Genomic DNA, 24,847 nt, shown 5'->3' on the forward strand with positions numbered 1-24,847 from the left:
GCCGGTCCCACCGCCCCGACGAACGACGCCGACCGGCGGGCGCCGGATGAGCCGGCCGTCGGCGCGGGACCGGGCGATCAACGTCACCGACGGCGCGCTGCTCAAACCGCTCGTCGTCCTCTCGGTCCCGATCGTCCTCACGAACACGCTGCAGGTCGGCTACAACCTGGCGGACACGTTCTGGGTCGGCCGCCTCGGCCAGCCGGCGGTCGCGGCGCTGTCGTTCTCGTGGGCGATCGTCTTTCTCGTCATCGCGCTCTCGCTCGGGTTCTCGGTCGCGGGGACGGTGCTCGTCGCACAGCACAAGGGGGCCGGCAACCTCGATCGCGTCAGCCGCGTCGCCGGTCAGACCGTCTCCGTCGTGTTGGGCGTCTCGGTGCTGTTTTCGATCGTCGGGTTCGCCCTCGCGCCGACGCTTCTGGGACTCGTCGGGGCCACCCCCGGCTCCGAGGCGTTCGGTCTGGCCGTCGCGTACACCCGGACGATGTTCGTCGGGATCCCCTTCGTGTTCGGCTTTTTCATCTTCCAGTCGCTGTTGCAGGGCTGGGGCGACACCCGAACGCCGCTGTATCTCATGGCCTTCGGTGTCGGGCTGAACGTCCTTCTCGACCCGTTTTTGATCCTCGGCTTCCAGGACAACGTCCTCCTCTCGTGGGTCGGCCTCGAGGGCGTTCAGGCGGCCCTCTACGCAGCGACCGGCTTTGAGGGGTTCGGCGTCCAGGGCGCGGCGTACGCGACGATCCTCTCGCGGGGGATCGGGGCGATCGTCGGGATCCACCTGTTGCTCTCGGGGGCCGTCGGGATCGAACTGTCGCTCGCCGACTTCCGGCCGGAGGTGAAAACGGTCCGCTCGCTCGTCCGGATCGGCGCGCCCGCGAGCGTCGAGATCTCGACGAGCGCGCTGAGCGTGACGATCCTGACCGCCCTCGTCGCCATCGCCGGCTCCGACGCCGTCGCCGCCTACGGCATCGGCTCTCGGATCACCTCGATGGTCGTCCTGCCGGCGCTGGGAGTTGCCCGTGGCGTCGAGACCGTCGTCGGACAGAACCTCGGCGCCGGGCAACCGGACCGCGCCAGACGCGGCGTCGCCGCGGCCGTCGGCATCATCGCCGTCGCGCTCGCGGGTTTCAGCGTCGCCATCTACCTCTCGGCGGACCCGATCGTCGGCGCGTTCATCTCCGGGGCCGGCGCGTCCCGCGTCACCGCGATCGGCAGCGAGTACCTCCGGATCGTGGGGGCGTCCTACGTCTTTTTGGGCGCGTTCTACGTCGTCCAGGGCGGCTTTCGCGGCAGCGGCAGCACCCGCACGGCGATGGCGTTCGCCTTCGTCGGGTTCATTATCCTCCGGTCGGCGGCCGCCTACGCGTTGGCCGTCCCCGTCGGGTGGGGCGCGACCGGCGTCTGGTACGGCGAGGCCGTTTCGAACCTGCTGATGGCGCTTCTGGTCGGCGCGTACTTTCTCCGGGGGCCCTGGCTCGGTCGCGTCATCGACGCCCCCGACGCGGAGGGACGATCGAGTTGACCTCTCCGGGCCCGCTCTGATCCGCCCCGGCCGCGCGTCGGCTCAGGCCCGCAGCGGCTGTCGCTCGCCGTAGGTCAGCGTCCGCCAGAGCCACTCCACCGGACCGAACCGGAACCGACGGAGCCACGCGACCGAGAGGACCACCTGCAGCACCCAAAAGGCGAGGACCATCCCGAGCGCCTCGGCGCGGCTCACGGAGCCGAACAGGCCGATCCCGTGGCCGTAAAACACCGTGGTCGCAACGACCGTCTGGAGTAGGTAGTTCGTGAACGCGGTCCGGCCGACCGCGGCGAACGCCCGCGTGAGGGGACCGTCGGGCCGCCGCCGAACGTACAGGGTCACGACGCCGACGTACCCCCCGGCGACGAGGAAGCTCCCCCAGTAGTTGAACTGCCGCCAAAACAGCGCCACCCCGGCCCCCCAATCGGCGCTCTCGATGTAGTACACGCCGAGGAGGACGACCCCGACGCCGACGACGCCACCCCCCACGAGGCGGTAGTACAGCCGATCGGACCGCTCGCCGGTCAGCACGCCCCACCGGTACAGCGCCATCCCGACGAGCATCGTCCCGCCGACCCGCCAAAAGGCCTGCCCGATGAAGCCGCTCGTCTGTCTGGTGAACGCGGTCGGCACCCGGTGGCTCAGCTGCTCGATCCAGCCGCCGCGGTACGTCGAGACCTCGCTTCGGATCGCGGCCTCCGCCGGCGCCCACTGCCCGCCGATCGCCTCCGGTCCGACCGCGAGCCCGACGGAGACCTCGATCGCCGAGAGCACGAACAGGAGCACGAACCCGATCCCGGCCTGCTTCGAGGGCTCCCAGTCCCAACACGCGACGAGCACGAGCGCGCACAGCCCGTAGGGAACGAGGACGTCGCCGTACCAAAGGAGGTAGGCGTGTCCCAGCCCGATCGCGATGAGAAGCCCCGTCCGGCGGTAGTGGAGCCACATCGCCGACCGCCCCGAGCCGCGTTTGCTCTCGATGAACAGCACGATCCCCGCCCCGAACAGCGCCGAGAACAGCGTGATGAACTTCAACTCGGCGAGTACGTGCCCGGCGAGCCAACTCCAGTAGTTCAGGCCGCTGAAATCGCCGTACGCCGTCGGGTTGAGAAGCGTCACCTCCGGCATCGAGAACAGCCGGACGTTGATAACGAGGATGCCGAGCACGGCGACGCCGCGCAGCGCGTCCAGACTCGCGATCCGCTCGGAGGGCGGGGTCGGCCCCGGTTCGTCGGTCACGGAGTTGCTACACTGTCGGGTCGGCGCGTCGAATAGCTTTCCGTTCCGGCCGACCAACACGCCGCCGGGACGCGTCGGGGCCGTCTCAGTGGAACCCGATGTTCGCGGGATCGTCGTCGCGGTCGAGCGTGACCTCGAGAACGCCGTTGTTGAACGCCGTCTCCGCCGAGTCGTCGTCGACGTAGCCGGGCAGGTCGACCCGCACCCGCGAGCGCCGGGATCCGTCCGCGACGCGGATCGCGAGCGTCCGACCGTCGCAGTTGAGGCTGATGTCGTCGCGGTCGACGCCCGGGACGTCCGCGACGACCGCGATCGAGTCGTCGTACTCGTGGATGTCGACGGCCTCCGTCCCGCCGTCGACGCTGACCGCCCGACCGATCCCGCCGAACGCGCCGTCGAAGGGGGTCCCGTCGTCGGGGTTTCGTCTCATTGCTTTCTGTAGGGTCGTCGGACGAATAAGCCCTCGGTGTCCGGCCGTCTCGGCCGTTTCGGGTCGCTCCGGCGCGCTCACTCGAACGCCCGGAGGATCCCCTGGCCGTCGGTCGGCCCGATGTCGGGCAGCGAGGCCCGCTCGGGGTGCGGCATCAACACGGCGACGTTGTCGCTCTCGCCGAGAACGCCCGCGACGTTGTCCTTCGACCCGTTGGGGTTGGCCGCGTCGGTCGCCTCCCCGTCGGCGTCGCAGTACCGAAAGAGGACCCGGTCGTCGGCCCGCAGCGCCTCGAGGCCGTCGTCGCCGATCTCGAACCGCCCCTCGCCGTGGGCGATCGGAAGCTCGATCACGTCCCCGGGCTCGAAGGCCGCCGTCCAGGGCGTCTCGGCGTTCTCGACGCGGAGCCGAACCGGCTCGCACTGAAACCGGGCGCTGCGGTTCGTCGTGAACGCCCCCGGCGCGAGCCCGCTCTCGGAGCCGATCTGCGCGCCGTTGCAGACCCCGAGGACGGGCGTTCCGGCCTCGGCCGCCGCCCGCACCTCGGCGAGGATCGGCGTCCTGGCGGCCATCGCGCCGGCGCGGAGGTAATCGCCGTAGGAGAACCCACCCGGGATGACGACGCCGGTCGGATCGTCCGGGAGGCCGTCGGCGTGCCAGACGATCTCGCAGTCGATCCCGAGGTGTTCGAGCGCGCGAACGGCGTCGCGATCGCAGTTCGACCCGCCGAAGCGAACGACCGCGACGGTCACGAGGTGGCCTCCGTGTGCGGGTCGACCGCCGGGACGCCGAACCCGGAGGCGGTCACGATGGAGCCTCCGTGACCTCGATCTCGTAGTCGTGGATGGTCGGGTTCGCGAGCAGCCGATCGGCCATCTCGGCGGCCCGGGACTCGGCCGCGGCGGCGTCGTCGGCCCGCATGTCGAGTTCGAACCGATCGGCCGAGCGGAGGTCGTTGAGCTCGAACCCGAGCCGTTCGAGCGCCCGTTGGGTGGTCTCGGCCTCGGGGTCGAGGACGCCCCGCTTGAGACGGACGGTGACGGTCGCGGTGTAGGCGGCCATACGTTCCGAGGCGTGTTCGTCGGTAAAAACCGTTGTGGGACTCGCTCGGCCGTCGGCGCTCCGGTGCGAGACGCGGCGTTCGGCGTTTCAGCCGCCGTACTCCTCGAGGTACGCCGACCGGCAGTTCGGACAGAGGTCCCCCGGGATCAGCGAGGAGCCCTCCGGGTTCCACGCCCGCGAGCAGCCGTCACAGCGGAGCGTTGCGGCGCCGCCCTCGCCGGTGTCGGTGTCGTCCCGTCCGTCGCGGTCGGGAGATGTCTCGTCGCCGGCGCGAAACTCCGGCCACTCGGTCGGCGCCCGGCCGTCGGCCTCTTCGGAGTCCTCGGAGTCGTCGGTGAGGATCACCGCGTCGTGCGTGACCGCCGCGTCCGACCCGGATTCCGGTCCGGGCCCGTGCTCGGACTCCTCGGGCGGATCGGGGTCGCCCCCCGACGGCCGATCGATCACCGCCGTCGTCCACCCGCTCGCGCCGTCGGCGTCCGCCTCCGCTGGCTCGGTTTCGCCCTCCGCTTTGTCGCCTTCGGCGTCGGCTCCCTCGGCGTCGCGGGACGCCGCCGCGCGCCCCTTTATCGCCGTGTTCTCGGCGAGTATCTGTCGCGCCCCGCAGTCCAGACACGTCTTGACCTCCCTCGTCGTCACGATCACCTCGCTGCCGCGTTGCTCGCGCTCGCGCTCGCGTTCGGGCGCGCCGAAATCGTGGCTGAACAGACAGCCGAATCCCATCACCGTCCTATTGGCGGACTCGTATAAAAAGCCCTTCCCCGGGCCCGTTTTGTCCCCGCCCGCCCCGCGACGGGCCTCCGGGGGCGGAACGTCGGCCTTTTTTAGTGCCCTCCCTCAGGGACGGGTATGACGATCCGGTCGATCCGACGGAGGCACCGCCAGTGAGCAGACAGTACACCGAACTCACCGTCGTCGGCGAGGACGACACCGGCCTCATCGCCCGCGTGACGACGCTGCTTTTCGAACGCGACATCAACATCGAGGACCTCGATCAGGCGGTCCGCGACCGGGTCTTCCGGATGACGATGACCGTCGACACCGCCGAGATGACCTGCACGCCCGAGGAACTCAGAGGGGCCCTCTCGGAACTCGGCGCGGAGCTCGGCGTCGACATCCAGGTCCGGTTTCCCGCCGACCGCGAGACGAAGACCATCGCCGTCCTCGTCACCAAGGAATCGCACTGCCTGGAGGCGCTGTTCGAGGCGTGGGCCGACGGGGACCTCGGAGCGGAGATAAGCGTCATCATCGGCAACCACGACGACCTCGAGCCGCTCGCAGAGCACTACGGCGTCGATTTCCACGACATCGGCGACGACACCGGCACACCCGACGAGGAGCGACTGCTCGGCCTGCTCGAGGAGTACGGGACGGACCTCATCGTTTTGGCCCGGTACATGCGGATCCTCAGCCCGAACGTCGTCTTCCGGTACGAGGACCGCATCATCAACGTCCACCCCTCGCTTCTGCCCGCGTTCCCGGGGGCGGAGGCGTACCGCCAGGCCAGAGAGGAGGGCGTCCGCATCGCCGGCGTGACCGCCCACTACGTGACGACCGATCTCGACCAGGGGCCGATCATCACCCAGCGGGCGTTCGACCTGCCGCCCGGGGCGTCCGTCGAGGAGATCGAACGCCGCGGCCAGCCCCTTGAGGCCGGGGCGCTGCTCGAGGCCGTCCGTCTCCATCTCGACGACGCCGTGTCGGTGTACCACGGTCGGACGGAGCTACGCGACGACGCCGACCCCGAGCGCTACCAGTTCGGGCTCCCGGACTCGCTCGAGGGGTCGCTTCCGGACCGCCCGGTCGACGGGCTCGGCGAGGTCGCCGCCGACGCCGAGGAGTAGACGCGGCCGCTCGACCGTCTGCGGCCGCGCCGCCGGACCGACCCGTTCGGATCCGGTCGCCTCAGGCCCCGCTACCGTTGTGGTCGTCGTCGCGTTCCTCCGGCGGCTCCCGGATCTTGCCGAACGCCCAGATGAAGCTGAACAGGATGGCGAACGTCAGGAGGATGCTCAACACGACCACAGCCATCGCCGGGTCCGAAAGCGCCTGTGCGGGGTACATATTTGCCGCTTCCGCGTCGGATAGTAAAAACGCTGCGGGTCTCTCGGCTCCCGCCGCCCTCGGTCACAGGCCCTCGATCGCCTCGACGGCCTCCTCAAGCGGCGGCGCGCCGAACAGCTCCCGATCGAGGTACGCGTCCGCCCCCGCGGCGTACATGTCCCGGGCCGCGTCGATGACGCGTTCCTCGAGGGGCTCGGGCGCGACCGAGCAGAGCCCGCGCCAGTCGGCGACGCCCTCGCGTTCCGCCCGCGCTTTCGCCTCCGAGACGGCCTCGACCCACCCCGGTTGGGTCCGTTTGTGGTACTGCCGGAGGACCTCCTTCGAGAGCTGGCGGCCGTCGTACGAAAAGCGGTTCTCGTCGAAGGTGCCGACGACGTCGGCGACGCGGATCTCGCCGTCGTGGTACAGACACTCGATCTTGCCGTCCTCGTGGGTCAGCCCCGCCGCCGCCGCTCTCCGCGTGACGATGTCGTTCACCGCTCTCGCGATCGATTCGAGCGCGTCGATCTCGGCCTCGCCGGCGATGTAGGCGGCGTTCTCCCGGGAGAGATACCGGTCGGACTCCTCGTATTTCGTCGAGAACTCGATCACCGCCTCGGGGAGCTCGACCGGCTCCGCCGGCCACCCGTCGTAGTCGAGACCGAACGCCCCGGGGTCGGCCCGCGAGCGGAGCGACGAGCCGACGGGGACGGTGTTCCGGAAGACGATCTCGAGGGGTATCAGGTAGTTCTCGCCGGCGGCCTCGTGGTACGCCCCGTAGTCGTAGTCTCGCCCCTCCCGCGGGAGCTCCGGAACCCGCGTCAGGTCGATCGCCATCTCCCTCGGCGGATCGACGGCCTCGGCGAGGTCGACGACCGCCCCGCCGCGGACGACCCCCCGGTAGTGTGTCGGGATCCCGGCCGCCTCGAGCGCCTCAAAGTTCGCCGCCCCCATCGCGCACAGCGACGCGCCCTTGTTCGGGATCGCGTCGGGCATCGTTCCCCAGTCGAACACGGAGTAGTCGTCGGTGAAGACGAACGCACCCGCCCCGAGTTCCGCCTCCGTCGCCGGCCTCTCAACCCGGAACTCTTTGACGCTTGTCATCATCGGTGCTGACTCCGCGCGGCCGCAAAGGCGTTTCCATCCCCCGCGGGCCCGCTCGCCCCCGGTGGTTTATATCGTCGGCGCCGACGGTGCGGTATGGACGCGAGCGCCTTCGCCTCCCGCATCGACCACACCGTTCTCGGCCCCGAAACGACGCTCGCCGACGTCCGGACGGCGCTCGACGAGGCCGACGAGCACGGCATGAACGCCTGCGTGCCGCCGTGTTACGCCGCCGAGGCGGCCGAGTACGCCCCCGAAACGACGCTCGTCACCGTCTGTGGGTTCCCCCACGGCCAGCACACGCCGGCGAGCAAGGCCGCCGAGGCCGAGCGGGCCTGGACGGACGGGGCCGACGAGATCGACGTCGTCGCGAACGTCGGACGGCTCCGCAGCGGCGACCCCGAGGCCGTCGAGGCCGAACTCGACCGCGTCGTCGCCGCGGTCCCGATCCCGGTGAAAATCATCGTTGAGGCGCCGCTGCTCTCGCGGTCGGAGCTCGAGGCGGTCTGTGAGGCCGCCGTCGCGGCCGATGCGGCCTTTCTGAAGACCGCGACCGGCTTCTCCGGCGGCGCGACCCTCGAGGCCGTCGAGCGGATGGCGGCGCATCTCCCGGTCAAAGCCAGCGGCGGGATCGGCGATTTCGACGCCGCCCGGGCGATGCTTGAGGCCGGTGCCGAGCGGATCGGCGCCTCGAGCGGCGTCGAGATCGTCGAGGGGTTCGACCCTGCGGCGTTCGAGCCGTGAGCCCCGAGGACAGATACAAGTCCGTCGCGCCCGGATGTTCGGTATGGAGTTTGAACCCAACGTCGGCGGCCGCGACCGACTCGCTCGGGCCGCCCTCGCCGTCGTGTTGACCGTCGTTGCGCTCCGATCGCTGCGGGCGAAAAAGCCGACGGCCGGGCTGCTTGCGCTCGTCGCCGCGGTCGGCTTCGGCTTCAACGCGACCACGCGCTTCTGCGGGATGAACCGTCTCCTCGGCGTCGACACCACGGAGTAACCCTCCCGGCGTCGAGGGCGCCCCCGCGTTCGGTCCCGTCTTCGCTTCCGGTGTTGCCCGAACGCGTCGGGCCCGGAGCGGTCGCCCTTCGTCGGATCCGCCCGTGGTTTTAATACCGCGAGCGCACACGCCAACGGTATGTCGACGTTCGCGGACCCGGCCACGGGCAGCAGCGACGCCGCACAGCCGTACCGGTTTCTGGACACCATCTCGTACGTCCGCGTCCCGGGCGCCTCGACCGGCGGACGGTGCTCGGTGGTCGAGATGCGGCTCAGAGACGGCCACGCCCCGCCGATGCACGTCCACGAGGACGCCGACGAGACGATCCACGTGCTGGACGGAACGGTCGCGGTGCACACACAGAAGGGCTCGCGCTCCGTCGCCGCCGGCGGATCGGCCGTCCTCCCCCGCGGCGAACCGCACAGCCTCCTCGCCGAGGAGCGCTCGACGGTCCTGGTTTCGACGTCGCCCGCGGGCTTTGAGGAGTTCGTCACGGCGGTCGGGGAGCCGGCCGAGGACGCGGTCGTCCCGACGACACCGCCCGCGGAGGAGGCGATCGGGCGGGTGAACGAGTTGGCCGGCGACCACGGCATCGAGATCGTCGGCCCGCCGCCCGCCTGAGCGCCCGCCGAGCGCGGCCGTGGGCGACGAAACGCCGCCCTTTTGATCGCCGGCCCGCTATAAGAGGTATCCGATGGCCACCTACCACATCGAAACGTACGGCTGTACGTCCAACCGGGGTGAGAGCCGGGCGATAGAGCGGACGCTCCGCGACGCGGGCCACCACCGTGCCGAGAGCCCCGAAGGGGCGGACGTGGCCATTCTCAACACCTGCACCGTCGTCGAAAAGACGGAGCGGAACATGCTGCGCCGGGCCGAGGAGTTGGCCTCCGAAACCGCGGACCTCATCGTGACGGGCTGTATGGCGCTGGCCCAGGGCGACGCCTTTGAGGACCTCGACGCGCGGGTGCTTCACTGGGACGACGTCCCCGCGGCGGTGACGAACGGCGAGTGTCCGACGCCGACGCCGGACGCCGAACCCGTCCTCGACGGCGCCGTCGGCATCCTGCCGATCGCCCGCGGCTGTATGAGCAACTGCTCGTACTGCATCACGAAGTTCGCGACCGGCCGGGTCGACTCCCCGCCGATCGAGGAGAACGTCCGGAAGGCGCGCGCGCTCGTTCACGCCGGCGCGAAGGAGATTCGCGTCACCGGCCAGGACACCGGCGTCTACGGCTGGGACGACGGCGAGCGCGAGCTCCCGGAGCTGCTCGATCGGATCTGCGCGATCGACGGCGAGTTCCGGGTCCGACTCGGGATGGCAAACCCCGGCGGGATCCACGGCATCCGCGACGAGCTCGCCGACGTCTTCGCCGCCAACGAGAAGCTGTACAACTTCCTCCACGCCCCGGTCCAGTCGGGCTCCGACGACGTGCTCGCGGCGATGCGCCGCCAACACCGCGTCGAGGTGTTCGAGGAGGTCGTCGAGACGTTCGACGACCGGCTCGACCGCTGGACGCTCTCGACGGACTTCATCGTCGGGTTCCCGACCGAGACGCCCGCGGACCACGAGCGATCGATGGCGCTGCTCGAGCGGACCCGACCCGAGCGGATCAACGTCACGCGGTTCTCGAAGCGCCCCGGAACCGACGCGGCCGAGATGAAGGGCCTCGGCGGGACGATCAAAAAGGAGCGATCGAAGGAGATGTCGGCGCTGAAACGCGAGATCTGCGCCGACGCGCACGCCTCGATGGTCGGCGACACCCGCGAGGTACTCGCGGTCGAGGAGGGCACCGGGGACTCGTTGAAGTGCCGCGATGGGGCCTACCGGCAGGTGATACTCACCGACGCGAGCGAGCGCGGCGTCGAGATCGGCGACGTCCTCGACGTCGAGATCACCGACCACGAGCCGATGTACTGCTTCGGCGAGCCGGTCGCCTCCCGGCGGAAACACCCCGCGAGCGGAGCGTAGCGGCGCCGACCGAGCCGGTCACCCGCCCTCGGAGCGTCGCTCGCTCGTCTCTTTCCACTCGCCGATCCCCGCCGGATCGAGGTGCAGATGGACGTCCCCGACGTCCTCGAGCCCGCCGAGGGTGGCGACGAGTTCGGTCTCGATGTCGTGGGCCTCGACGAGCGTCAGCCCGCCGTCGACCTCGACGTGGGCCTCGACCTCCAGGTCGGTCCCGTCGTAGAAGACGACGAGGTCGTGCACCCCGGACACGCTTGGGTGGGCCCGCAGTGTCTCGGTGATCCGCCGGCGCTGTTCGTCGCTCGGCGCCGCCCCGATCAGATAGGAGACGTTCTCCCGGCCGATCTCGACGCCCTGGTAGACGACAAGCGCGCTGACGAGCCCGCCCGCGACGGCGTCGAGTTCGGGCACGCCGACGAGCACGCCGACGACCCCGACCAGAGCGGCGACGGACGTGTAGATGTCGTTGCGGCAATCGACGGCGAGGGCGGCCAGCGCCGCGGAGTTCACCGTCGCGTTGATCCGGGTGGTGTAGCGGTACAGGAGGTACATATCGACCATCGCAAAGCCCAACGCGGCGATCAAAAGCGGGCTGAACCGCACCGTCGGCCCGGCGATCAGCCCCCGCACGGAGTCGTACAACAGGTTCAGGCCGAGCAACACGACCACGCTCCCGACGAAAAGCGCCGCGAGGGGCTCGATCCGCTGGTGGCCGTGGGGGTGGGTCGCGTCGGGGTCGGCGTAGACGTTGCGGCCCCAGACCAACACGACGGCGCTGGCGACGAGATCGGCAACCGAGTGGGCGGCGTCGGCGAGCAGCGCCACCGACCCGAACGCGACCCCGGCGGCCGCCTCGACCGCGATCTTGACGGCGTTTCCGAGGACGTTGGCGACGCTCGCGCGCACGAAGCCGCGCCTGGCCGCCGCGCCCTCGGCCTCGTCGCCCGGGACGGCGGCCCCCGTCTCGCTCATCGTCCCGTCTACCGGAAGCCGGCTGATAAGTCATCGGATTCGGCGGACCGTCCCCTCCGCGCCCCCGGGTTCGCGGCTCTCAAAACTCGACGAACACCGAGCCGCTCTCGAGGGTCCGGGTCCCTTCGCCGCCGGCGAACGCCGCGCGCAACTGCTCGTAGCTCTCCGCGACGGCCTGAACGATGACCTTCGCGTCCGAGCAGACGGGCATGAAGTTGGTGTCGCCGGCCCACCGCGGGACGACGTGGGTGTGGAGGTGGTCGTCGATGGATCCCCCCGACGCCGACCCGAGATTGAGCCCGGCGTTGATCCCGTCGGGGTCGAACGCCTCCGCTATCGCCGCCATCGTCCGGCGCTTCAGCCGGGCGTGATCGAAAAGCGTCTCGTCGTCGAGGTCGGTGTAGGCGCCGGTGTGTTCGCGGGGGATCACCATGGCGTGCCCCGGGTTGTAGGGGTAGTTGTTCAACAGCACGAACGCGCGCTCGGACTCGGCGACGACGTACGCCTCGGCGGCGTCGGCGCGCTCCGGTAACACGCAGAACGGACAGCCCTCGATGTCATCGGACCCGTCGCGTTCGACCCACTCCATGCGCCACGGCGCGAACAGTCGGTCCATGCGTCGGCTGCGGCCGGCGGGCGATTAAAGCTTTCAGGCGGAGCCGCGGCGACGCCGGGCGCCGATCGCGGTCGCCGTGGCCCCGTCTGAGCAAAGGAAATATATAAATCCTTCGGCCGTTCGGCGCGACGCCGATCGACCGACGCAGCGCGAGTCTTGAACCGTCTCCGGCGAGCAGAGCTCGTTTTACCGACGGCCACGCGGGCGCTATTAAGTGCGTGAACGGTTCGAAACCGTTCGGGTCGCGCGCCGAACGGTCCGAACCGTCTCGCCGTTTTATGCACCGATCGGCGCTTCGAACGCACATGTCGACCCGAACCGACGACACGGCGATGGCCGAACGGTGTGAGGCGTGCGGGAGAGAGACGCGACACGACGTCTCGGTGACCCTCCGCGTGGAGAGCACGAAAGCGGAGAACGCGGAGTACTCGCGGGAGCCCTACCGCGTCTCGACGTGCCGCGTCTGCGGGGCCGAGCGAACCATCCGGATGAACAACGCCTGAGACGGGGCCCGGGCGTGACCGCCCCGCAGCGCCGACGCGACAGGTCCCTCTGTGGGCCGATCCGGGGGGTATCGGTCCCTACCGCGGACGCGTCGTCACCTCACAGCCGTCCTCGGTGACGATGACCGTGTGTTCCTTCTGGCTGACGAGACAGCCGTCGTCCTCCTTCAGTACCGGATAGCCGTGGACGACGTTCTGGCGTTCGAGCCGCCGCAGCGCCATCTCCGAGCGACGGGTGTCGAGCCACCGCCGCGCGAACGGGAGCGTCTTGAACTCCTCGACGATCTGTTCGAGGGCCTGTCTCGCGTCGCGGTTCCTGACGCTCGCCTCCCGCTCGAGGGCGAAGATCTCCTCGTCGGAGCCCTCGGTGACCTTCCCGCCGCCGTCTGTGGCGAACGGCTCGATCGCGACGACGTCGCCGACCTCGAGTTCGACCCCGGACTCGACCGCGCGGTTCGGGATGTTCGGGTCCGTGTGTTGCTCCCAGTGTCCGAGGCCGTGCCCCGAGAGGTTCACGACGGGGTTGTAGCCGTAGCCGTCGATGACCGACTCGATCTCCGCGCCGATCTCGCCGGTGTGGACGCCCGGCTCGATGACCTCGATCGCGGCCGAGAGCGCCTCCGCCGGCGCTTCGGCGAGTTCGGGGTGCCCGGAGAGATCGACCGTCACCGCGGTGTCCGCGAGCCAGCCGTCGACGTGGACCCCGATGTCGAGGTTGATCATCTCCTCGCCGAACGTCTCGTCGTCGCCCGGTTCGGGCGTGGCGTGGGCCGCCTCCTCGTCGACGCTTATGTTCACGGGAAAGGCCGGCTCGCCGCCCAGTTCCCTGATCCGTTCCTCGGCGTACTCCGCGATTTCGAGGTGGCTCGCGCCGACCTCGACGCGGTCGGCGGCCTCGGCGCGAACCCGCGCGAGGATCTCGCCCGCCTCGCGGTGTTTCGAGCGCTGCTCGTCGGTGAGATCGGGGCTCATGGGCCACCTTCGGCGGGTTCGATCAAAGGGGTTGCGTTCGTCCGCCGGATCCTCCCTCCCGGCCTCCCGCCGGCGCCGACAACCGCAACGCTTTCGACCGGGCGCCCGCCTGTGTCCGGTAGTGGTACTCCCGGCCGACTTCGGACTCCCCCCGCTCGCGCATCTCGTGACGCTCGCCGTCGGCCTCGCGGCGGCGCTCGGGGCGCTGTACGTCCGGCGACCGCGGGTGACGGCGGCGAGCGTTGCGGCGCTCGCCCCGTGGATGGCCGCCGGCGGCACCCTCTACGCGCTGTATCAGGCCGAGGCGGTACCGGCGGCCGTCGCCCCCTTTTTCGGGTCGCCGACTGTGTACGGCACCGTCGCCGTGCTCGCCGGATCGCTCTGGGCCGCCCTCGCCGACCGCCGGGCCGACGGCTGGGACACCTCCGGCGCACCGGCCGTACTCGCCGGGGTCGGCGCCGCGGCGCTCGTCGCCGCCCTCGGTGCTGCGGTCCTCGCCCCCGAGCCGACGGTCGGAGCCACGACGCCGCTCGGCTCCGGGCTCATCCTCGCGGTTTCGACCGTCCTCGCGGCGCTCGCTTGGGCCGCTCTGGGCCGGATCACCGACGTGACGGCGACCGGCGCGGTCGGCCCCGTCGCCGTCTTCGGGCACGCCCTCGACGGCGTCTCGACGGCAGCCGGGTACGACCTGTTCGGGTTCGGCGAACAGACGCCGCTGTCGCGGATCATCCTCGAGGCGGCGGGCGCGCTGCCGACCGCCGAACTCCTCGGGGCGGGGTGGCTGTTCGTCGCGGTCAAACTCGCCCTCGGCGCCGCCGTCGTCGCGGTGTTCGACGGGTACGTCCGCGAGGAGCCCACGGAGGGGTATCTCCTCTTGGGGCTCGTCGCCGGCGTCGGACTCGGCCCCGGCTTTCACAACCTCGTCCTCTTCGTGATCCTGTGATCGCCGCCGGTTACCGGAGGCCGCGGGCGGCCTCCCAGGCCCGCAAAAGCCCCGCGAGCGTCGCGTTGACCGGCGTTTCGACGCCGTGTTCGTCGCCGCGGCGCTCGACGTACCCGTTTATCCCGTCCACCTCGGTCCGGCGGCCGCCGAGGACGTCTTGGTGCATCGACGACGTGTTCTCGGCGGTCGCCGAAGCGACGCGATCGAGCGCCTCAACGGCGGTCGCCGCCGACAGCGCGATCCCCTCCGCGCGGGCGACGGCTGCCGTCTCTCTCGCCGCCGCCGCCGCGACGCCGCCGCCGTCGCCGTCCCGCACCGCCCCGTTCTCGAGTCGGGCCAGGGCCGTCGTCGCGTTGATCCCCGTGTTGACGGCCAGTTTCTCCCAGAGCCGCTCGGGCATATCTGAGGCGACCGTCGTGACGACCCCGGCGGCCTCGAACGCCTCGCCCACCCGGTCGGCCGCCGGTGACTCGCCGCCGCCCGGCGCTCCGAGCGTCACGCGGCCGATCCCCGTACACTCGACGCGCCCCGGGTCGGTCAGGACCGCCCCGTAGGTGCAACTGCCGGCGAGGACCGACGCCCCGACCCGGTCGGCGAGCGTCGCCTCGTTGCCCAACCCGTTCTGGACGGACAGACAGACCTCGACATCACAGTCCGCGAGCGCCCCGGCCGCCGCCGGCGTGTCGAAGGCTTTCACGCAGACGACCGCGAGGTCGGCCCCTTCGGGCGTGTCGGTCCGGGCGCGCGGACGCGTCGTCGTCTCGACCGCCCCCGAGACCCGGAGCCCGCCGCCCTCGATCGCCTCGACGTGCCGCGGTCTGCCGACGAGCGTCACCTCGTGGACGCGGGCGAGAATCCCCCCCAGGAGGCTCCCGAGGCTCCCGGCACCGAAGACGAGTATCTTCATGCCGCCGCTTTCGGCCGCCGGTAGAAAACGCTGTCCCGACCCCGAGGCCCGATCGGTGGCCGCCGGCTACTCCGTCGTCGTCTCCTCGATGTCGATCTCGCCGTCGTGGATGTCGATCCCGTCCTGTGCGACCTTCTCGGCCAACACCGCACACTTGATGCGCATCGGGCTGAGTTCGACCCCGAGCATGTCGATGATGTCGTCGCGGTCCATCTCCCGGACCGACGCGAGCGTCCGCCCCTGGAGTTCCCCCGAGAGCATGCTCGCGGAGGCCTGGCTGATCGCACAGCCGTCCCCGACGAAGCTCACGTACTCTATCGTCTCGTCGTCGTCGGCCAGTTGGACGAACATCTTGATCGTGTCGCCGCACATCGGGTTCTCGCCGACGTGTTCGATGTCCGCGTCCTCGAGTTCCCCGTAGTTGCGGGGGTTCTTGTAGTGATCGAGGATCTGCTGGCGGTACATGTCCGATCCGAGTCCCATTGGTGTCATATAAGACGCGTGAAACGCAAAAGGCCACCGGTCGCGGGGAACCGCGACGCGGCTCAGGCGAACAGCTGTCTGGCGTCGTCGACCGCCTCGACGAGCCTGTCGATCTCGGCTCTCGTGTTGTACACATAAAACGACGCCCGCGCCGACGCCGTTGCGCCGAGCACGTCGTGTAACGGCTGCGTGCAGTGGTCGCCGGCCCGGATCGCCACCGCGCTGTCGTTGAGGATGCTCGAGAGGTCGTGGGCGTGGACGCCGTCGAGGTTGAACGCGACGAGGCCGCCGCGGTCGTCGCCCGGCGGGCCGTACACCTCGACGTCGTTGCGCTCGGTCAGCCGCTCGTAGGCGTACTCCGCCAGTTCGGCCTCGTGGCGCTGGATGCGCTCCATCCCGATGTCGTCGAGGTACTCACAGGCCTCCGCTAAGGCGATCCCCTGGCAGATGACGGGCGTTCCGGCCTCGTACTTCCAGGGGAGCTCGTTCCACGTCGAGTCCTCGAAGTCGACCTTCAGGATCATCTCGCCGCCGTAGAGGTACGGCTCCATCCCCTCGAGGATGTGCTCTTTGCCGTAGAGAACGCCGATCCCGGTCGGCCCGGCCATCTTGTGCCCGGAAAAGGCGAGGAAGTCGGCGTCGATCTCCGAGACGTCGACCGGGCGGTTCGGAACCGATTGTGCGGCGTCGACGAAGGCGTACGCGCCGTGGTCGTGGGCGATGTCGGCCAACTCCGAGACCGGATTGATCGTCCCGAGCGTGTTCGAGACGTGGACGACCGAGACCATCTCGGTGTCGTCGGTGATCAACTCGCGGGCGGCCTCCATGTCGAGTCGGCCCTCGTCGGTGATCGGGATGTACTTGCACTCCGCGCCGGTCCGCTTTGCGATCTGTTGCCACGTGACGAGCGAGGCGTGGTGCTCCATCTCGGTCAGCACCACCTCGTCGCCGGGACCGAGTTCGTTCAGCCCCCATGCGTACGCCACGAGGTTCATCGACTCGGTGGTGTTCTTCGTGAAGACGATCTCCTCGCGGCCCTCGGCGCCGATGAACTCCGCGACCCGGTCGTGGGCCTCCTCGTAGGCGATCGACGCCTCCTGGCTCAACTGGTGGATCCCCCGGTGGACGTTGGCGTTGTACCGGCGGTAGTACTCGGCGATCGTCTCGACGACCTGTTCGGGCGTGTGGCTCGTCGCGGCGTTGTCGAGATAGACGAGGCGGCTCCCGTCGAACTCCCGTTCGAGGATCGGAAAGTCCTCCCGGATCCTCTCCACGTCGAGCGTCTCGGCCTGCTGACTCATTATCCGATGTTGGGCTTCGAGACGGGTTACTCCTTCGGTCAGGGCGACCCGCGACGTCCGATCTCGCCTCAGGCCTCGGGCGCCGGTTCGCTGGACTCGGAGCCGCTCGGCTGGCGCTCCCCGGAGGTCGGCTCCGAGGGCTCCGTCGGCCCCGTCGGTTCCGACACGCCGGCCGCAGGGCGATCACCCGTGACGAGGAAGTCGGCGATGTTGCCGATCAACACGTCGTTGTCGGCCCGCTGTGCGTTCTCCGGCGAGAGGAAGTCGGTGTCGCCGATCCTGACGACGCTGCCGCTTCGGACGAGCACCGGCGCGTCGGTCTCGGCGCGGGTCGTCGAGAGTTCGCTCCCCGCTATCGGCCGGAGTTCGGCGGTGCTCGTGGCCGCTCCGACGGGCGTCGCAAGCGGGAACACGGCCCGGTCGACGCCCTCGGTCAGCCCGGCGTCGGTGCCGGGTTCGGCGTACACGCGCTGGTAGTTCAGGTCGTTCTCGGCGGTGTTGTAGACGTACCCCGGCTTCGTGGTCACCCCGAGACGCGAGTCGAACGCCGCCGCCGCGGGCTGGCCGAACTCGTCGCCGGGGTCGCTCGCCGCGAGGAGCGTCCCCTCGCCCTCGACGAAGGACTCGATCGCGTCGACCTCCGCCTCGGAGTAGTCCGTCCGGAAGGTCACGAAGGCGTCGGCCTCCTGTAGCTCCGCGCCGAGTTGCGTCTCGCCGTTCGCCCCCGACGGTTCCTGTCGGGGCCGCTGCTCGCCGCCGCCCTCGGGCGTGTACACCCGCACCTCGTGGCCGTTCTCCGTGAGCGCGTTCACGAGCGGCCGGATGTCCCGGTCGGCGACGTCGGGACCGCCGAACCCGAGCATCGCAAACGGGGTCGCGGGCCGCTGTCCGGCCGCCTCGATGCCGGGATCGACGAGGATCGTCTTCGGGGGCTCGCTGCTCGACATCGTGACGTTCGCCTCGCCGGGCGTCCGGTCGCTGATGAGGTCCTCCTCGAGGTAGTGTTCGTTCTCGATCTCCGGCGCCGGCGCGGCGCCGTCGGCGGTCAACAGCCCGAGCGCCGCCGCGCCCCCGACAATGACGCCGACGGTCACGACGAACGCGAGCGCGAGGGTTCCGACGCGGTTCACGACGCCTCACCCCCTGCGCTGGGGTCCGCGCTCGGTGTCGCCGATCCGCCTGACTGCCCGGAGCCGTCCGATCCGACGCCCGCCGCGTCGGCGGTCTCGAGTTCGCTCCCCGAGAAGCGCTCTACCGTGTCGACGTGCGGGACGGAGCCCAGGTGGACGTAGGCCATCCCCATCGGCTCGACATCGCCGTATCCGGGATCGTTCGCGTGGATCGCGACCACCTGCTCGTCGGTCCGGATCAAGAACGGAAGGCCCTCATCGGGCCCGGTCTCGCGCGTATCGACCCGGTACTCGCCCAGTTCCGCCTCGGTCGCGGCCGCGTGGATCGCCTCGTTCAGCGAGCCGATCTCGTCGGCGAACCCGTTTTGCACCGCCACGGTCCCGAGGTACACGTCGGCGTTGGCGACGTCCTCGCGGGGCATCTCGAAGCGGTCGCCGCGCTCGGCCATCATCGCGTTGATGAACGTGTCGGCGAGCGTCTGCTGTCGCGCCCACGATTCGATCTCGTTCGAACCCACCTTGTCGGGGCCGCTCGGACCCGCAACCGGCGGCGAACTCTGGGGGGCCGGCGCGTTCAGCCCGATGCTCCCAACGACCGACGTCGGGAGCACGTAGATCCGGTCGGCGGGGGCCATCGCGTAGTACCCGCCGGAGGCGCTCGTCGCCTGTACGCTCGCGATCACGGGCATCTGCTCGCTCGTCCGCTGGACGGCCTTGTACATCCGCTCGGAGGCGGCCGGCGCGCCCCCGGGCGTGTCGATCTTCAACACGACCGCACCGACGGACTCGTTGCTCCGTATCTCCGCGAGTTCCGATTCGACGTCGTCGGCCAGGGCGGCGTTGACCGGCCCCTCGATCTCGACGACAGCGACCGTATCGCTCGGCTCGTTCGTCGCCGAGTACGCGACCGGCGCGAACACGGCGCCGATCACCGCGGCGACCAACACGACGGCGACGAGCCGCTGTCGCGCCGTGAGAGAGCCCAAAGAATCGTTCGGGGACATTCCGCCCGAGGGTAGCGGTGTCCCGGACTAATAGTATGGGGTAGCTGAAACCGACGCTTCACGTTGTGGCTCGGTACCGTCCGACGATCCGACCCCGCTCCGGGCCGCCCCGCCCTGCGTTCGGGCTCCGGAGACGGGACAGGGAGCGAACGTCACATCCGGAGGTACTGCGCGTGCACCGTCCCCTCGAACTCGAGGACGTTCGCCTCCTCGACGAAGCCGTGCTCGATGGCCGTTTCGACCGACTCGGCGCCGACGAGGTTCGCAACGGCGGCCTCGGCGAGGCTCGCGGCGACCGCGTCGGCGCTCGCCTCCTCGCCGTCGTAGAACTCGGCGTCGACCGTCAGGGACAACTCGCCGCTCTCGAAGGTCTCGCCCAGGACGTCCTCGTCGCAGACGGACACCAAGAGCCCCTCCGGGGTCGAGCGCTCGTTGAGAAGCATCACTGTTCTTCGACGAGGCGGCCCTCGGCCGCGCCGCGGATCTCCTCGGCCTCCTCGGCCAGTTCCTCGGCGCGCTCGTCCTCGCCGATCTCCTCTAAGGCCCTCGCCTTCTGTTCGAGCACGTCCGCGCTGCGTTGGCCGAGCCTGAGCGCGTTGTCGAAACACGAGACGGCGTCCTCGGCGAGGCCCCGCTCCAACAGGAAGAACCCGCGGTTGTACCAGCCCTGCGGGAACCGGGGGTCGATCTCGACCGCGCGTTCTGCGTGTTCGAGCGCCTTCTCGCCCTGCCCGGAGTTCCACAGCGCGTACGCGAGGTTCGTCTCCGCCGACGCGGCGTGCTCGGAGTCCGAGTCGATCCGAAGCGCCTCCCGGTAGGCGTCGATGGCGGGCTGGAACTCCTCCAGTTCGGCGTGCGCGACGCCCTTGTTGATCCACGCCTCCTGTTTGATCCCGCCGTCGTCCGCGAACTGGACGACCCGATCGAAGGCGTCGACGGCCTGCTCGTGGCGGTCGATCCGCATGTACTCCAGGCCGACGTCCAACAGCTCCTCGACGTCGACGTCCTCGGCGGGGATCTGTCTGCGATCGAGCGTGTCGGCGACGACCCGGGAGTCGATCGGGTCGACGGCTCCGGGGTCGACGTCGAGTTCGGGCGGGTCCAGATCGAACCCCTCGTAGGGGTCGCCGAAGCCCTGGCCCTCCGAGAACTCGTGGTCCCGTGGTTCGTCGTCGGTCATAATCCACGTTTGTCCGTGAGCACTCCTAAGCGTTGTGTTGTCCCGAAACGCCCGACAGCGCGGAGGCCCCCGGTCGAACGCCGCTCCTCGCGTAACCTTCGCCGCTGCCGATCCGATCGCCCCGCCGAGGACCCGTCTCGCGCCCTCTGACGCCGGCGGCACCGACGCCTCTGAGTCGGGCCTCTCGCCGTTTGCCCCATGGCCCGCCGAATCACAACCCTCACCTACCGCCGCTCCGAGGCGTGCGTATGCACCTCGGAGTCATCGGCCTCGGTCGGATGGGACGGATCGTCGTCGACCGCGTGCTCGCAGACGGACACGACGTCGTCGCCTTCGACCTCGACGACGAGGCGGTCGCCTCGGCGGCCGAGGCCGGCGCGACCCCCGCGGATTCGATCGCGGAGTTGGTCGGAGCGCTCCCCGAGCGCAAGCGCGTCTGGCTGATGGTCCCGGCGGGCGAGGCCGTCGACGCGGCCCTCTCGGATCTCGACGGCCTGCTCGACGGCGACGACGTCGTCGTCGACGCCGGCAACTCCCACTTCGAGCGATCGATCGATCGCGGCGAGACGCTCGAGGCCGCCTACCTCGATTGCGGGACGTCCGGCGGCCCGGCGGGGGCGGAACTCGGGTTCTCGCTGATGATCGGCGGCCCCGCGGCGGCATACGAGGCGATGGTCCCCGTCTTCGACGCCGTCGCGACCGGGCCGGAGGGCCACGCCCACATGGGTCCCCAGGGCGCGGGCCACTACGTCAAGATGGTCCACAACGGCGTCGAGTACGCCCTCATGCAGGCCTACGGCGAGGGGTTCGAACTCCTCACCGAGGGCCGTTATGACCTCGACGCGGAGTCGATCGCCCGCACGTGGAACAACGGCGCGGTGATCCGGTCGTGGCTGCTCGAGCTCTGCGAGGAGGCCTTCCGCGAGGAGGGCAACGACCTCGGCGATGTCGACGACCACGTGGCCGGCGGTTCGACGGGGGCCTGGACCGTCCGGGAGGCCCTCGAACAGGAGGTCGCCGTCCCGATCATCTACGAGGCGCTGGGCGAGCGCTTCGACTCCCGCGTCGAGGACGGGAAGTTCTCGCGGCGACTCGCCAACCGGCTCCGGTACGGGTTCGGCCGCCACGAGGTCAGACGGCGGGACTGATCGCCGGCGCTCCGATCGCGGCGAGTGGGGCCGCCGGGGCAAGTATTGCCGTAACTCACAGTTATAGATGCGTTGGGAGGTATGCGTGACGTACATGAACAACGAGGAGCAGTTGGGCTTCGGCACGCGGTGTCTCCACGTCGGGCAGGGCCCCGACCCGGCGACGGGGGCCGCCGCGCCGCCGATCTACCAGACGTCGTCCTACGAGTTCCCGGACGCCGACACCGCGGCCGCCCGCTACGCCCTCGAGGACGAGGGCAACGTCTACTCGCGCATCTCGAACCCGACCGTCCGGGCGCTGGAACGGCGGTTGGCCTCCATAGAGGGCGGCGTCGACGCGCTCGCGACCGCCTCCGGGATGGCCGCGCTGGACGCGGCGACGCTCGTTCTCGCGTCGGCCGGCGACAACGTCGTCTGCGCCGCCTCGGTGTACGGCGGTACCCACGCGTACCTCTCGCACACCGCTTCCCGCCGCGGGATCGAGGTCCGGTTCGTCGACACGCTCGACCCGGCGGCGTACGCCGAGGCGATCGACGAGGACACCGCATACGTCCACTGCGAGACGATCGCCAACCCGGCGCTCGTGACGCCGCCCCTCGAGGCGATCGCCGACGTCGCCCACGAGCGGAACACGCCGCTTTTTATCGACAACACCTTCGGCACGCCGGCGCTGTGTCGGCCGTTCGAACACGGCGCCGACATCGTCTGGGAGTCGACGACGAAGTGGATCCACGGGTCGGGGACGACGCTCGGCGGCGTCCTCGTCGGCGACGGCTCCTTTCCGTTCGACGCACACCCCGAGAAGTACCCCGAGATCGCGGCCCCGAACCCCGCCTTCGACGGCGTCACGTTCACCGAACGCTTCGGCGACCGGGCGCTCGTCGCCGCCGCCCGCCAGCGCGGGGCCCGGAGCCTCGGCGACCAACAGTCGCCGTTCGACGCCTGGGTGACGATGCAGGGCGTCGAGACGCTGCCCCTGCGGATGGAGCGACACTGCGAGAACGCGATGGCGGTCGCCGAACACCTCGTCGAGCATCCGGCCGTCTCCCGGGTCGATTACCCCGGCCTCGGGACCCACGAGACCCACGACCTCGCCTCGACGTACCTCGAGGGCGGCTACGGGGGCATGATCGCCTTCGGGCTCGAGGGCGGGTACGACGCCGCCAAGCGGCTCTGTGAGGACACCGAGATCGCGACGTTTCTCGCCAACATCGGCGACGCGCGGACGCTCGTCGTCCACCCCGCCTCGACGACCCACGCGCAGTTGAGCGAGGCCGAACAGCGTGCCGCCGGCGTCGCACCGGAGACGGTCCGGCTGTCGGTCGGCATCGAGGACATCGAGGACGTGCTCGCCGATCTCGATGAGGCCCTATGACGGCGAGAGCCCTCCCGAAGTGGGGTGTGACGCCGTGACCGACGGCCCCGAGACCGTCTCGCTCGGCGAGTTCACCTTCGAGTGCGGGGAGTCGATCCCCGAGTTGGAGATCGCCTACGAGACCTACGGCGAGTTCACCGGGGACAACGCCGTGTTGGTCTGTCACGCGCTCACCGGAAGCGCCCACGTCGCCGGCGGCCGCCGCCGGACCGACACGGCGGGACAGGCCCACGCGTGGTGGGACGACATCGTCGGCCCCGGCAAAGCGGTCGATACGACCGAGTACTACGTCGTCTGTGCGAACGTCCCCGGGTCGTGTTACGGCTCCTCGGGGCCGCCCTCGGAGAACCCCGAGACCGGCGAGCCGTGGGGTACGGCGTTCCCGGCCGTCACCGTCGCCGACTGGACGCGGGCACAGCGGCGGCTCCTCGATCACCTCGGCGTCCCGCACCTCCACGCCGTCATCGGCGGCTCCGTCGGCGGGATGAACGTCCTGGAGTGGGCCAAGCGACACCCCGATCACGCCGACCGCGTGATCGCCATCGCCGCGGCGGCGCGGCTCGACCCCCAGTGTCTCGCGCTCGACGCCATCGCACAGCGGGCGATCACCACGGACGAACACTGGTCCGGCGGGGACTACTACGGCGACGAGCCGCCGACCGAGGGGCTCGCGCTCGCCCGCCAGATCGGACACGTGATGTACCTCTCGAAGTCGTCGATGGCCGACAAGTTCGGCCGGCGCTCCGCCGGCATCGACGCCGGGCGCAACACCTTCGAGATGGACCCCGCGGCCGGGTTCTTCCCGTACCGGGAGGTCGAGTCGTACCTCGATTACCAAGGCGAGAAGTTCGCGACCCGCTTCGACGCCAACGCGTACCTCTATCTGACGCGGGCGATGGACAACTACGACCTCGCCTCGGGGTACGAGGACGACACCGACGCCCTGGCGGCGTTCGACGGCGAGGCGCTGTTGCTCTCGTTCACCGGCGATTGGCACTTCACCGTCGCCCAATCCGAGGCCCTCGCGGAGGCGTTCAGGGCCACCGACACCGACACGGCCCACCACGTCGTCGACTCCGATCACGGCCACGACGCCTTCCTCGTCGAACCCGACCGGGTCGGGCCGCCGGTGGCCGACTTCCTCGGGGCCGGCGTCGACGGGAAAGCCGTCACGGACACCGCCGACACCGCCGACGCCGACGAGTTCGCGCCCGTCCATACGAGCCTCTTTTCGGAGTGAACCTCCCCGGCCTCGCCGCCCGCGTCAGTACCCCTCGACCAGCCGTTTCAGCTGCTCGGGCGGCACTGCGCCGCGGGCCGCGTGCTCGCCGTGGGTGAACGTCGGCACGCCCGTAACGCCCTCCTCGTGGGCGCTCTCGAAGCGCTCGCGCATCCGCTCGCGCAACGCCTCGTCGCCGAGCGCCGTCCGGACCGCCGCGGCGTCGACGCCGACCGCGGACGCGACGTCGACGAGGACCTCCTCGTCGCCGATGTCGCGCCCCTCGGCCCAGAGCGCCTCGAACACCGCCTCGTCGAACGCCAGCCACGTCTCGTAGTCGTGGGTCTCGCGAACGTGGACCGAAACGATCTGCGCCGGGAGCGAATCGACGTCCGCGGCGATCGATTGGGCCATCTCGACGTCGTATTTCTCCGCCAAGCGCTCGACGTTCTGTCTGGCCTGCTCGAAGTACGCCTCGTCCTTTCCGTCCTCGACGGAGTGATCGATTTTCCCGTCGGCCGTGCGCTTCTGGGACCGGAGGTCGAAGGGCCGCCAGTCGATCCGGAGCGACTCGCTTCGCTCCGTCTGGTAGCGCGCCAGCGACTCCCGCCCGAGATAACAGAACGGGCAGACGTAGTCCGAGTACACCGTGATCGACGACTCATGTTCGCTCATGGGCGCCCCTACGTCGCCGCGGTACAAAACCGTGTTTCACTCGCTCGGACCCG

The 24,847-nt window shown here is 70.1% G+C and carries 29 protein-coding genes; 11 read left to right on the forward strand and 18 right to left on the reverse strand.

Annotated elements, in window-relative coordinates; all coding sequences use genetic code 11:
• Positions 1 to 46 precede the first annotated feature (46 nt).
• A complete protein-coding gene (locus Q0916_RS08350; RefSeq protein ID WP_299236536.1) occupies positions 47 to 1,522 on the forward strand; it encodes an MATE family efflux transporter in 1,476 nt (491 codons plus the stop codon).
• 42 nt (positions 1,523 to 1,564) lie between these two features.
• On the opposite strand, the gene Q0916_RS08355 is transcribed toward Q0916_RS08350, so the two are convergent.
• The 5 genes from Q0916_RS08355 to Q0916_RS08375 form a co-directional block, all read right to left on the reverse strand.
• Positions 1,565 to 2,761 (reverse strand): DUF418 domain-containing protein, encoded by a 1,197-nt coding sequence (locus Q0916_RS08355; protein WP_299236538.1) that lies wholly within the window; start codon positions 2,759 to 2,761, stop codon positions 1,565 to 1,567.
• An 85-nt stretch (positions 2,762 to 2,846) separates the two neighbouring features.
• The gene (locus tag Q0916_RS08360; RefSeq protein WP_299236540.1) at positions 2,847 to 3,191 is read right to left on the reverse strand and encodes an Hsp20/alpha crystallin family protein; all 345 of its coding nucleotides are present in this window, start codon (positions 3,189 to 3,191) and stop codon (positions 2,847 to 2,849) included.
• Positions 3,192 to 3,268: 77 nt separating this feature from the next.
• On the reverse strand, positions 3,269 to 3,943 hold the full coding sequence (gene purQ, locus Q0916_RS08365; protein WP_299236542.1) for a phosphoribosylformylglycinamidine synthase I: 675 nt from the start codon (positions 3,941 to 3,943) through the stop codon (positions 3,269 to 3,271).
• A 52-nt stretch (positions 3,944 to 3,995) separates the two neighbouring features.
• A complete protein-coding gene (gene purS / locus Q0916_RS08370) occupies positions 3,996 to 4,253 on the reverse strand; it encodes a phosphoribosylformylglycinamidine synthase subunit PurS (protein WP_299236544.1) in 258 nt (85 codons plus the stop codon).
• Positions 4,254 to 4,340: 87 nt separating this feature from the next.
• On the reverse strand, positions 4,341 to 4,976 hold the full coding sequence (locus tag Q0916_RS08375) for a DUF7093 family protein (RefSeq protein ID WP_299236545.1): 636 nt from the start codon (positions 4,974 to 4,976) through the stop codon (positions 4,341 to 4,343).
• Between the two features lie 161 nt (positions 4,977 to 5,137).
• Here Q0916_RS08375 and Q0916_RS08380 point away from each other — a divergent pair, with 161 nt between their 5' ends.
• Positions 5,138 to 6,097, forward strand: a complete 960-nt coding sequence (locus Q0916_RS08380; RefSeq protein WP_299236547.1) for a formyltetrahydrofolate deformylase — start codon at positions 5,138 to 5,140, stop codon at positions 6,095 to 6,097.
• Between the two features lie 61 nt (positions 6,098 to 6,158).
• On the opposite strand, the gene Q0916_RS08385 is transcribed toward Q0916_RS08380, so the two are convergent.
• Positions 6,159 to 6,317 (reverse strand): hypothetical protein, encoded by a 159-nt coding sequence (locus Q0916_RS08385; RefSeq protein WP_299236549.1) that lies wholly within the window; start codon positions 6,315 to 6,317, stop codon positions 6,159 to 6,161.
• Positions 6,318 to 6,380: 63 nt separating this feature from the next.
• Positions 6,381 to 7,400: a phosphoribosylaminoimidazolesuccinocarboxamide synthase gene (locus Q0916_RS08390; RefSeq protein WP_299236551.1), complete on the reverse strand. Its 1,020-nt coding sequence runs from the start codon at positions 7,398 to 7,400 to the stop codon at positions 6,381 to 6,383.
• A 96-nt stretch (positions 7,401 to 7,496) separates the two neighbouring features.
• Between Q0916_RS08390 and deoC the strand changes: the two genes are divergently transcribed.
• The 4 genes from deoC (at position 7,497) to Q0916_RS08410 (ending at position 10,369) form a co-directional block, all read left to right on the forward strand.
• Positions 7,497 to 8,144, forward strand: coding sequence for a deoxyribose-phosphate aldolase (deoC, locus tag Q0916_RS08395; RefSeq protein ID WP_299236552.1), 648 nt, complete (start codon positions 7,497 to 7,499; stop codon positions 8,142 to 8,144).
• A gap of 43 nt (positions 8,145 to 8,187) precedes the next feature.
• Positions 8,188 to 8,397: a YgaP family membrane protein gene (locus tag Q0916_RS08400; RefSeq protein WP_299236554.1), complete on the forward strand. Its 210-nt coding sequence runs from the start codon at positions 8,188 to 8,190 to the stop codon at positions 8,395 to 8,397.
• A gap of 138 nt (positions 8,398 to 8,535) precedes the next feature.
• Entirely contained in the window at positions 8,536 to 9,018 is a 483-nt protein-coding gene (locus Q0916_RS08405) for a cupin domain-containing protein (protein WP_299236556.1), read from the forward strand.
• Positions 9,019 to 9,091: 73 nt separating this feature from the next.
• A complete protein-coding gene (locus Q0916_RS08410; protein WP_299236558.1) occupies positions 9,092 to 10,369 on the forward strand; it encodes a tRNA (N(6)-L-threonylcarbamoyladenosine(37)-C(2))-methylthiotransferase in 1,278 nt (425 codons plus the stop codon).
• 18 nt (positions 10,370 to 10,387) lie between these two features.
• Here Q0916_RS08410 and Q0916_RS08415 read toward each other — a convergent pair whose 3' ends face one another.
• Both Q0916_RS08415 and Q0916_RS08420 read right to left on the reverse strand, forming a co-directional pair.
• Positions 10,388 to 11,338: a cation diffusion facilitator family transporter gene (locus Q0916_RS08415; protein WP_299236559.1), complete on the reverse strand. Its 951-nt coding sequence runs from the start codon at positions 11,336 to 11,338 to the stop codon at positions 10,388 to 10,390.
• Positions 11,339 to 11,417: 79 nt separating this feature from the next.
• A complete protein-coding gene (locus Q0916_RS08420) occupies positions 11,418 to 11,954 on the reverse strand; it encodes an HIT family protein (RefSeq protein ID WP_299236561.1) in 537 nt (178 codons plus the stop codon).
• 305 nt (positions 11,955 to 12,259) lie between these two features.
• On the opposite strand from Q0916_RS08420, the gene Q0916_RS08425 reads away from it, so the two are divergent.
• A complete protein-coding gene (locus tag Q0916_RS08425) occupies positions 12,260 to 12,457 on the forward strand; it encodes a hypothetical protein (RefSeq protein ID WP_299236563.1) in 198 nt (65 codons plus the stop codon).
• A gap of 78 nt (positions 12,458 to 12,535) precedes the next feature.
• On the opposite strand, the gene map is transcribed toward Q0916_RS08425, so the two are convergent.
• On the reverse strand, positions 12,536 to 13,429 hold the full coding sequence (map, locus tag Q0916_RS08430) for a type II methionyl aminopeptidase (RefSeq protein ID WP_299236565.1): 894 nt from the start codon (positions 13,427 to 13,429) through the stop codon (positions 12,536 to 12,538).
• Between the two features lie 121 nt (positions 13,430 to 13,550).
• Here map and Q0916_RS08435 point away from each other — a divergent pair, with 121 nt between their 5' ends.
• Positions 13,551 to 14,372 carry a DUF63 family protein gene (locus Q0916_RS08435; RefSeq protein ID WP_299236567.1) on the forward strand — a complete coding sequence of 274 codons (822 nt, stop codon included), beginning with the start codon at positions 13,551 to 13,553 and terminating at the stop codon, positions 14,370 to 14,372.
• A 10-nt stretch (positions 14,373 to 14,382) separates the two neighbouring features.
• On the opposite strand, the gene Q0916_RS08440 is transcribed toward Q0916_RS08435, so the two are convergent.
• From Q0916_RS08440 to Q0916_RS08470, 7 genes are all read right to left on the reverse strand, one after another.
• On the reverse strand, positions 14,383 to 15,279 hold the full coding sequence (locus Q0916_RS08440) for a ketopantoate reductase family protein (RefSeq protein WP_299236569.1): 897 nt from the start codon (positions 15,277 to 15,279) through the stop codon (positions 14,383 to 14,385).
• Positions 15,280 to 15,345: 66 nt separating this feature from the next.
• Positions 15,346 to 15,762, reverse strand: coding sequence for an iron-sulfur cluster assembly scaffold protein (locus Q0916_RS08445; RefSeq protein WP_299236571.1), 417 nt, complete (start codon positions 15,760 to 15,762; stop codon positions 15,346 to 15,348).
• A 62-nt stretch (positions 15,763 to 15,824) separates the two neighbouring features.
• On the reverse strand, positions 15,825 to 17,063 hold the full coding sequence (locus tag Q0916_RS08450; protein ID WP_299236573.1) for an aminotransferase class V-fold PLP-dependent enzyme: 1,239 nt from the start codon (positions 17,061 to 17,063) through the stop codon (positions 15,825 to 15,827).
• Positions 17,064 to 17,131: 68 nt separating this feature from the next.
• Entirely contained in the window at positions 17,132 to 18,193 is a 1,062-nt protein-coding gene (locus Q0916_RS08455; RefSeq protein WP_299236574.1) for a hypothetical protein, read from the reverse strand.
• Positions 18,190 to 19,197 carry a S49 family peptidase gene (locus Q0916_RS08460; RefSeq protein ID WP_299236576.1) on the reverse strand — a complete coding sequence of 336 codons (1,008 nt, stop codon included), beginning with the start codon at positions 19,195 to 19,197 and terminating at the stop codon, positions 18,190 to 18,192. Before Q0916_RS08460 ends, Q0916_RS08455 begins: the two co-directional genes overlap by 4 nt.
• Positions 19,198 to 19,349: 152 nt before the next feature.
• Positions 19,350 to 19,640, reverse strand: coding sequence for a DUF424 domain-containing protein (locus Q0916_RS08465; RefSeq protein WP_299236578.1), 291 nt, complete (start codon positions 19,638 to 19,640; stop codon positions 19,350 to 19,352).
• Positions 19,640 to 20,377, reverse strand: coding sequence for a tetratricopeptide repeat protein (locus Q0916_RS08470; protein WP_299236580.1), 738 nt, complete (start codon positions 20,375 to 20,377; stop codon positions 19,640 to 19,642). The genes Q0916_RS08465 and Q0916_RS08470 overlap by 1 nt, the downstream gene beginning before the upstream one ends.
• Positions 20,378 to 20,625: 248 nt before the next feature.
• On the opposite strand from Q0916_RS08470, the gene gnd reads away from it, so the two are divergent.
• From gnd to metX, 3 genes are all read left to right on the forward strand, one after another.
• A complete protein-coding gene (gnd, locus tag Q0916_RS08475; protein WP_299236582.1) occupies positions 20,626 to 21,525 on the forward strand; it encodes a phosphogluconate dehydrogenase (NAD(+)-dependent, decarboxylating) in 900 nt (299 codons plus the stop codon).
• Positions 21,526 to 21,619: 94 nt separating this feature from the next.
• Complete coding sequence (locus tag Q0916_RS08480) at positions 21,620 to 22,900, forward strand: O-acetylhomoserine aminocarboxypropyltransferase/cysteine synthase family protein (protein ID WP_299236584.1); 1,281 nt, start codon at positions 21,620 to 21,622, stop codon at positions 22,898 to 22,900.
• A complete protein-coding gene (gene metX / locus Q0916_RS08485) occupies positions 22,887 to 24,140 on the forward strand; it encodes a homoserine O-acetyltransferase MetX (protein WP_299236585.1) in 1,254 nt (417 codons plus the stop codon). Before Q0916_RS08480 ends, metX begins: the two co-directional genes overlap by 14 nt.
• Before the next feature lie 24 nt (positions 24,141 to 24,164).
• Here metX and Q0916_RS08490 read toward each other — a convergent pair whose 3' ends face one another.
• Positions 24,165 to 24,794: a DsbA family oxidoreductase gene (locus Q0916_RS08490; protein ID WP_299236586.1), complete on the reverse strand. Its 630-nt coding sequence runs from the start codon at positions 24,792 to 24,794 to the stop codon at positions 24,165 to 24,167.
• Positions 24,795 to 24,847 lie beyond the last annotated feature (53 nt).

The sequence above is a fragment of the Natronomonas sp. genome (genome assembly GCF_028274965.1).
In the GTDB taxonomy this organism is placed as follows: domain Archaea; phylum Halobacteriota; class Halobacteria; order Halobacteriales; family Haloarculaceae; genus Natronomonas.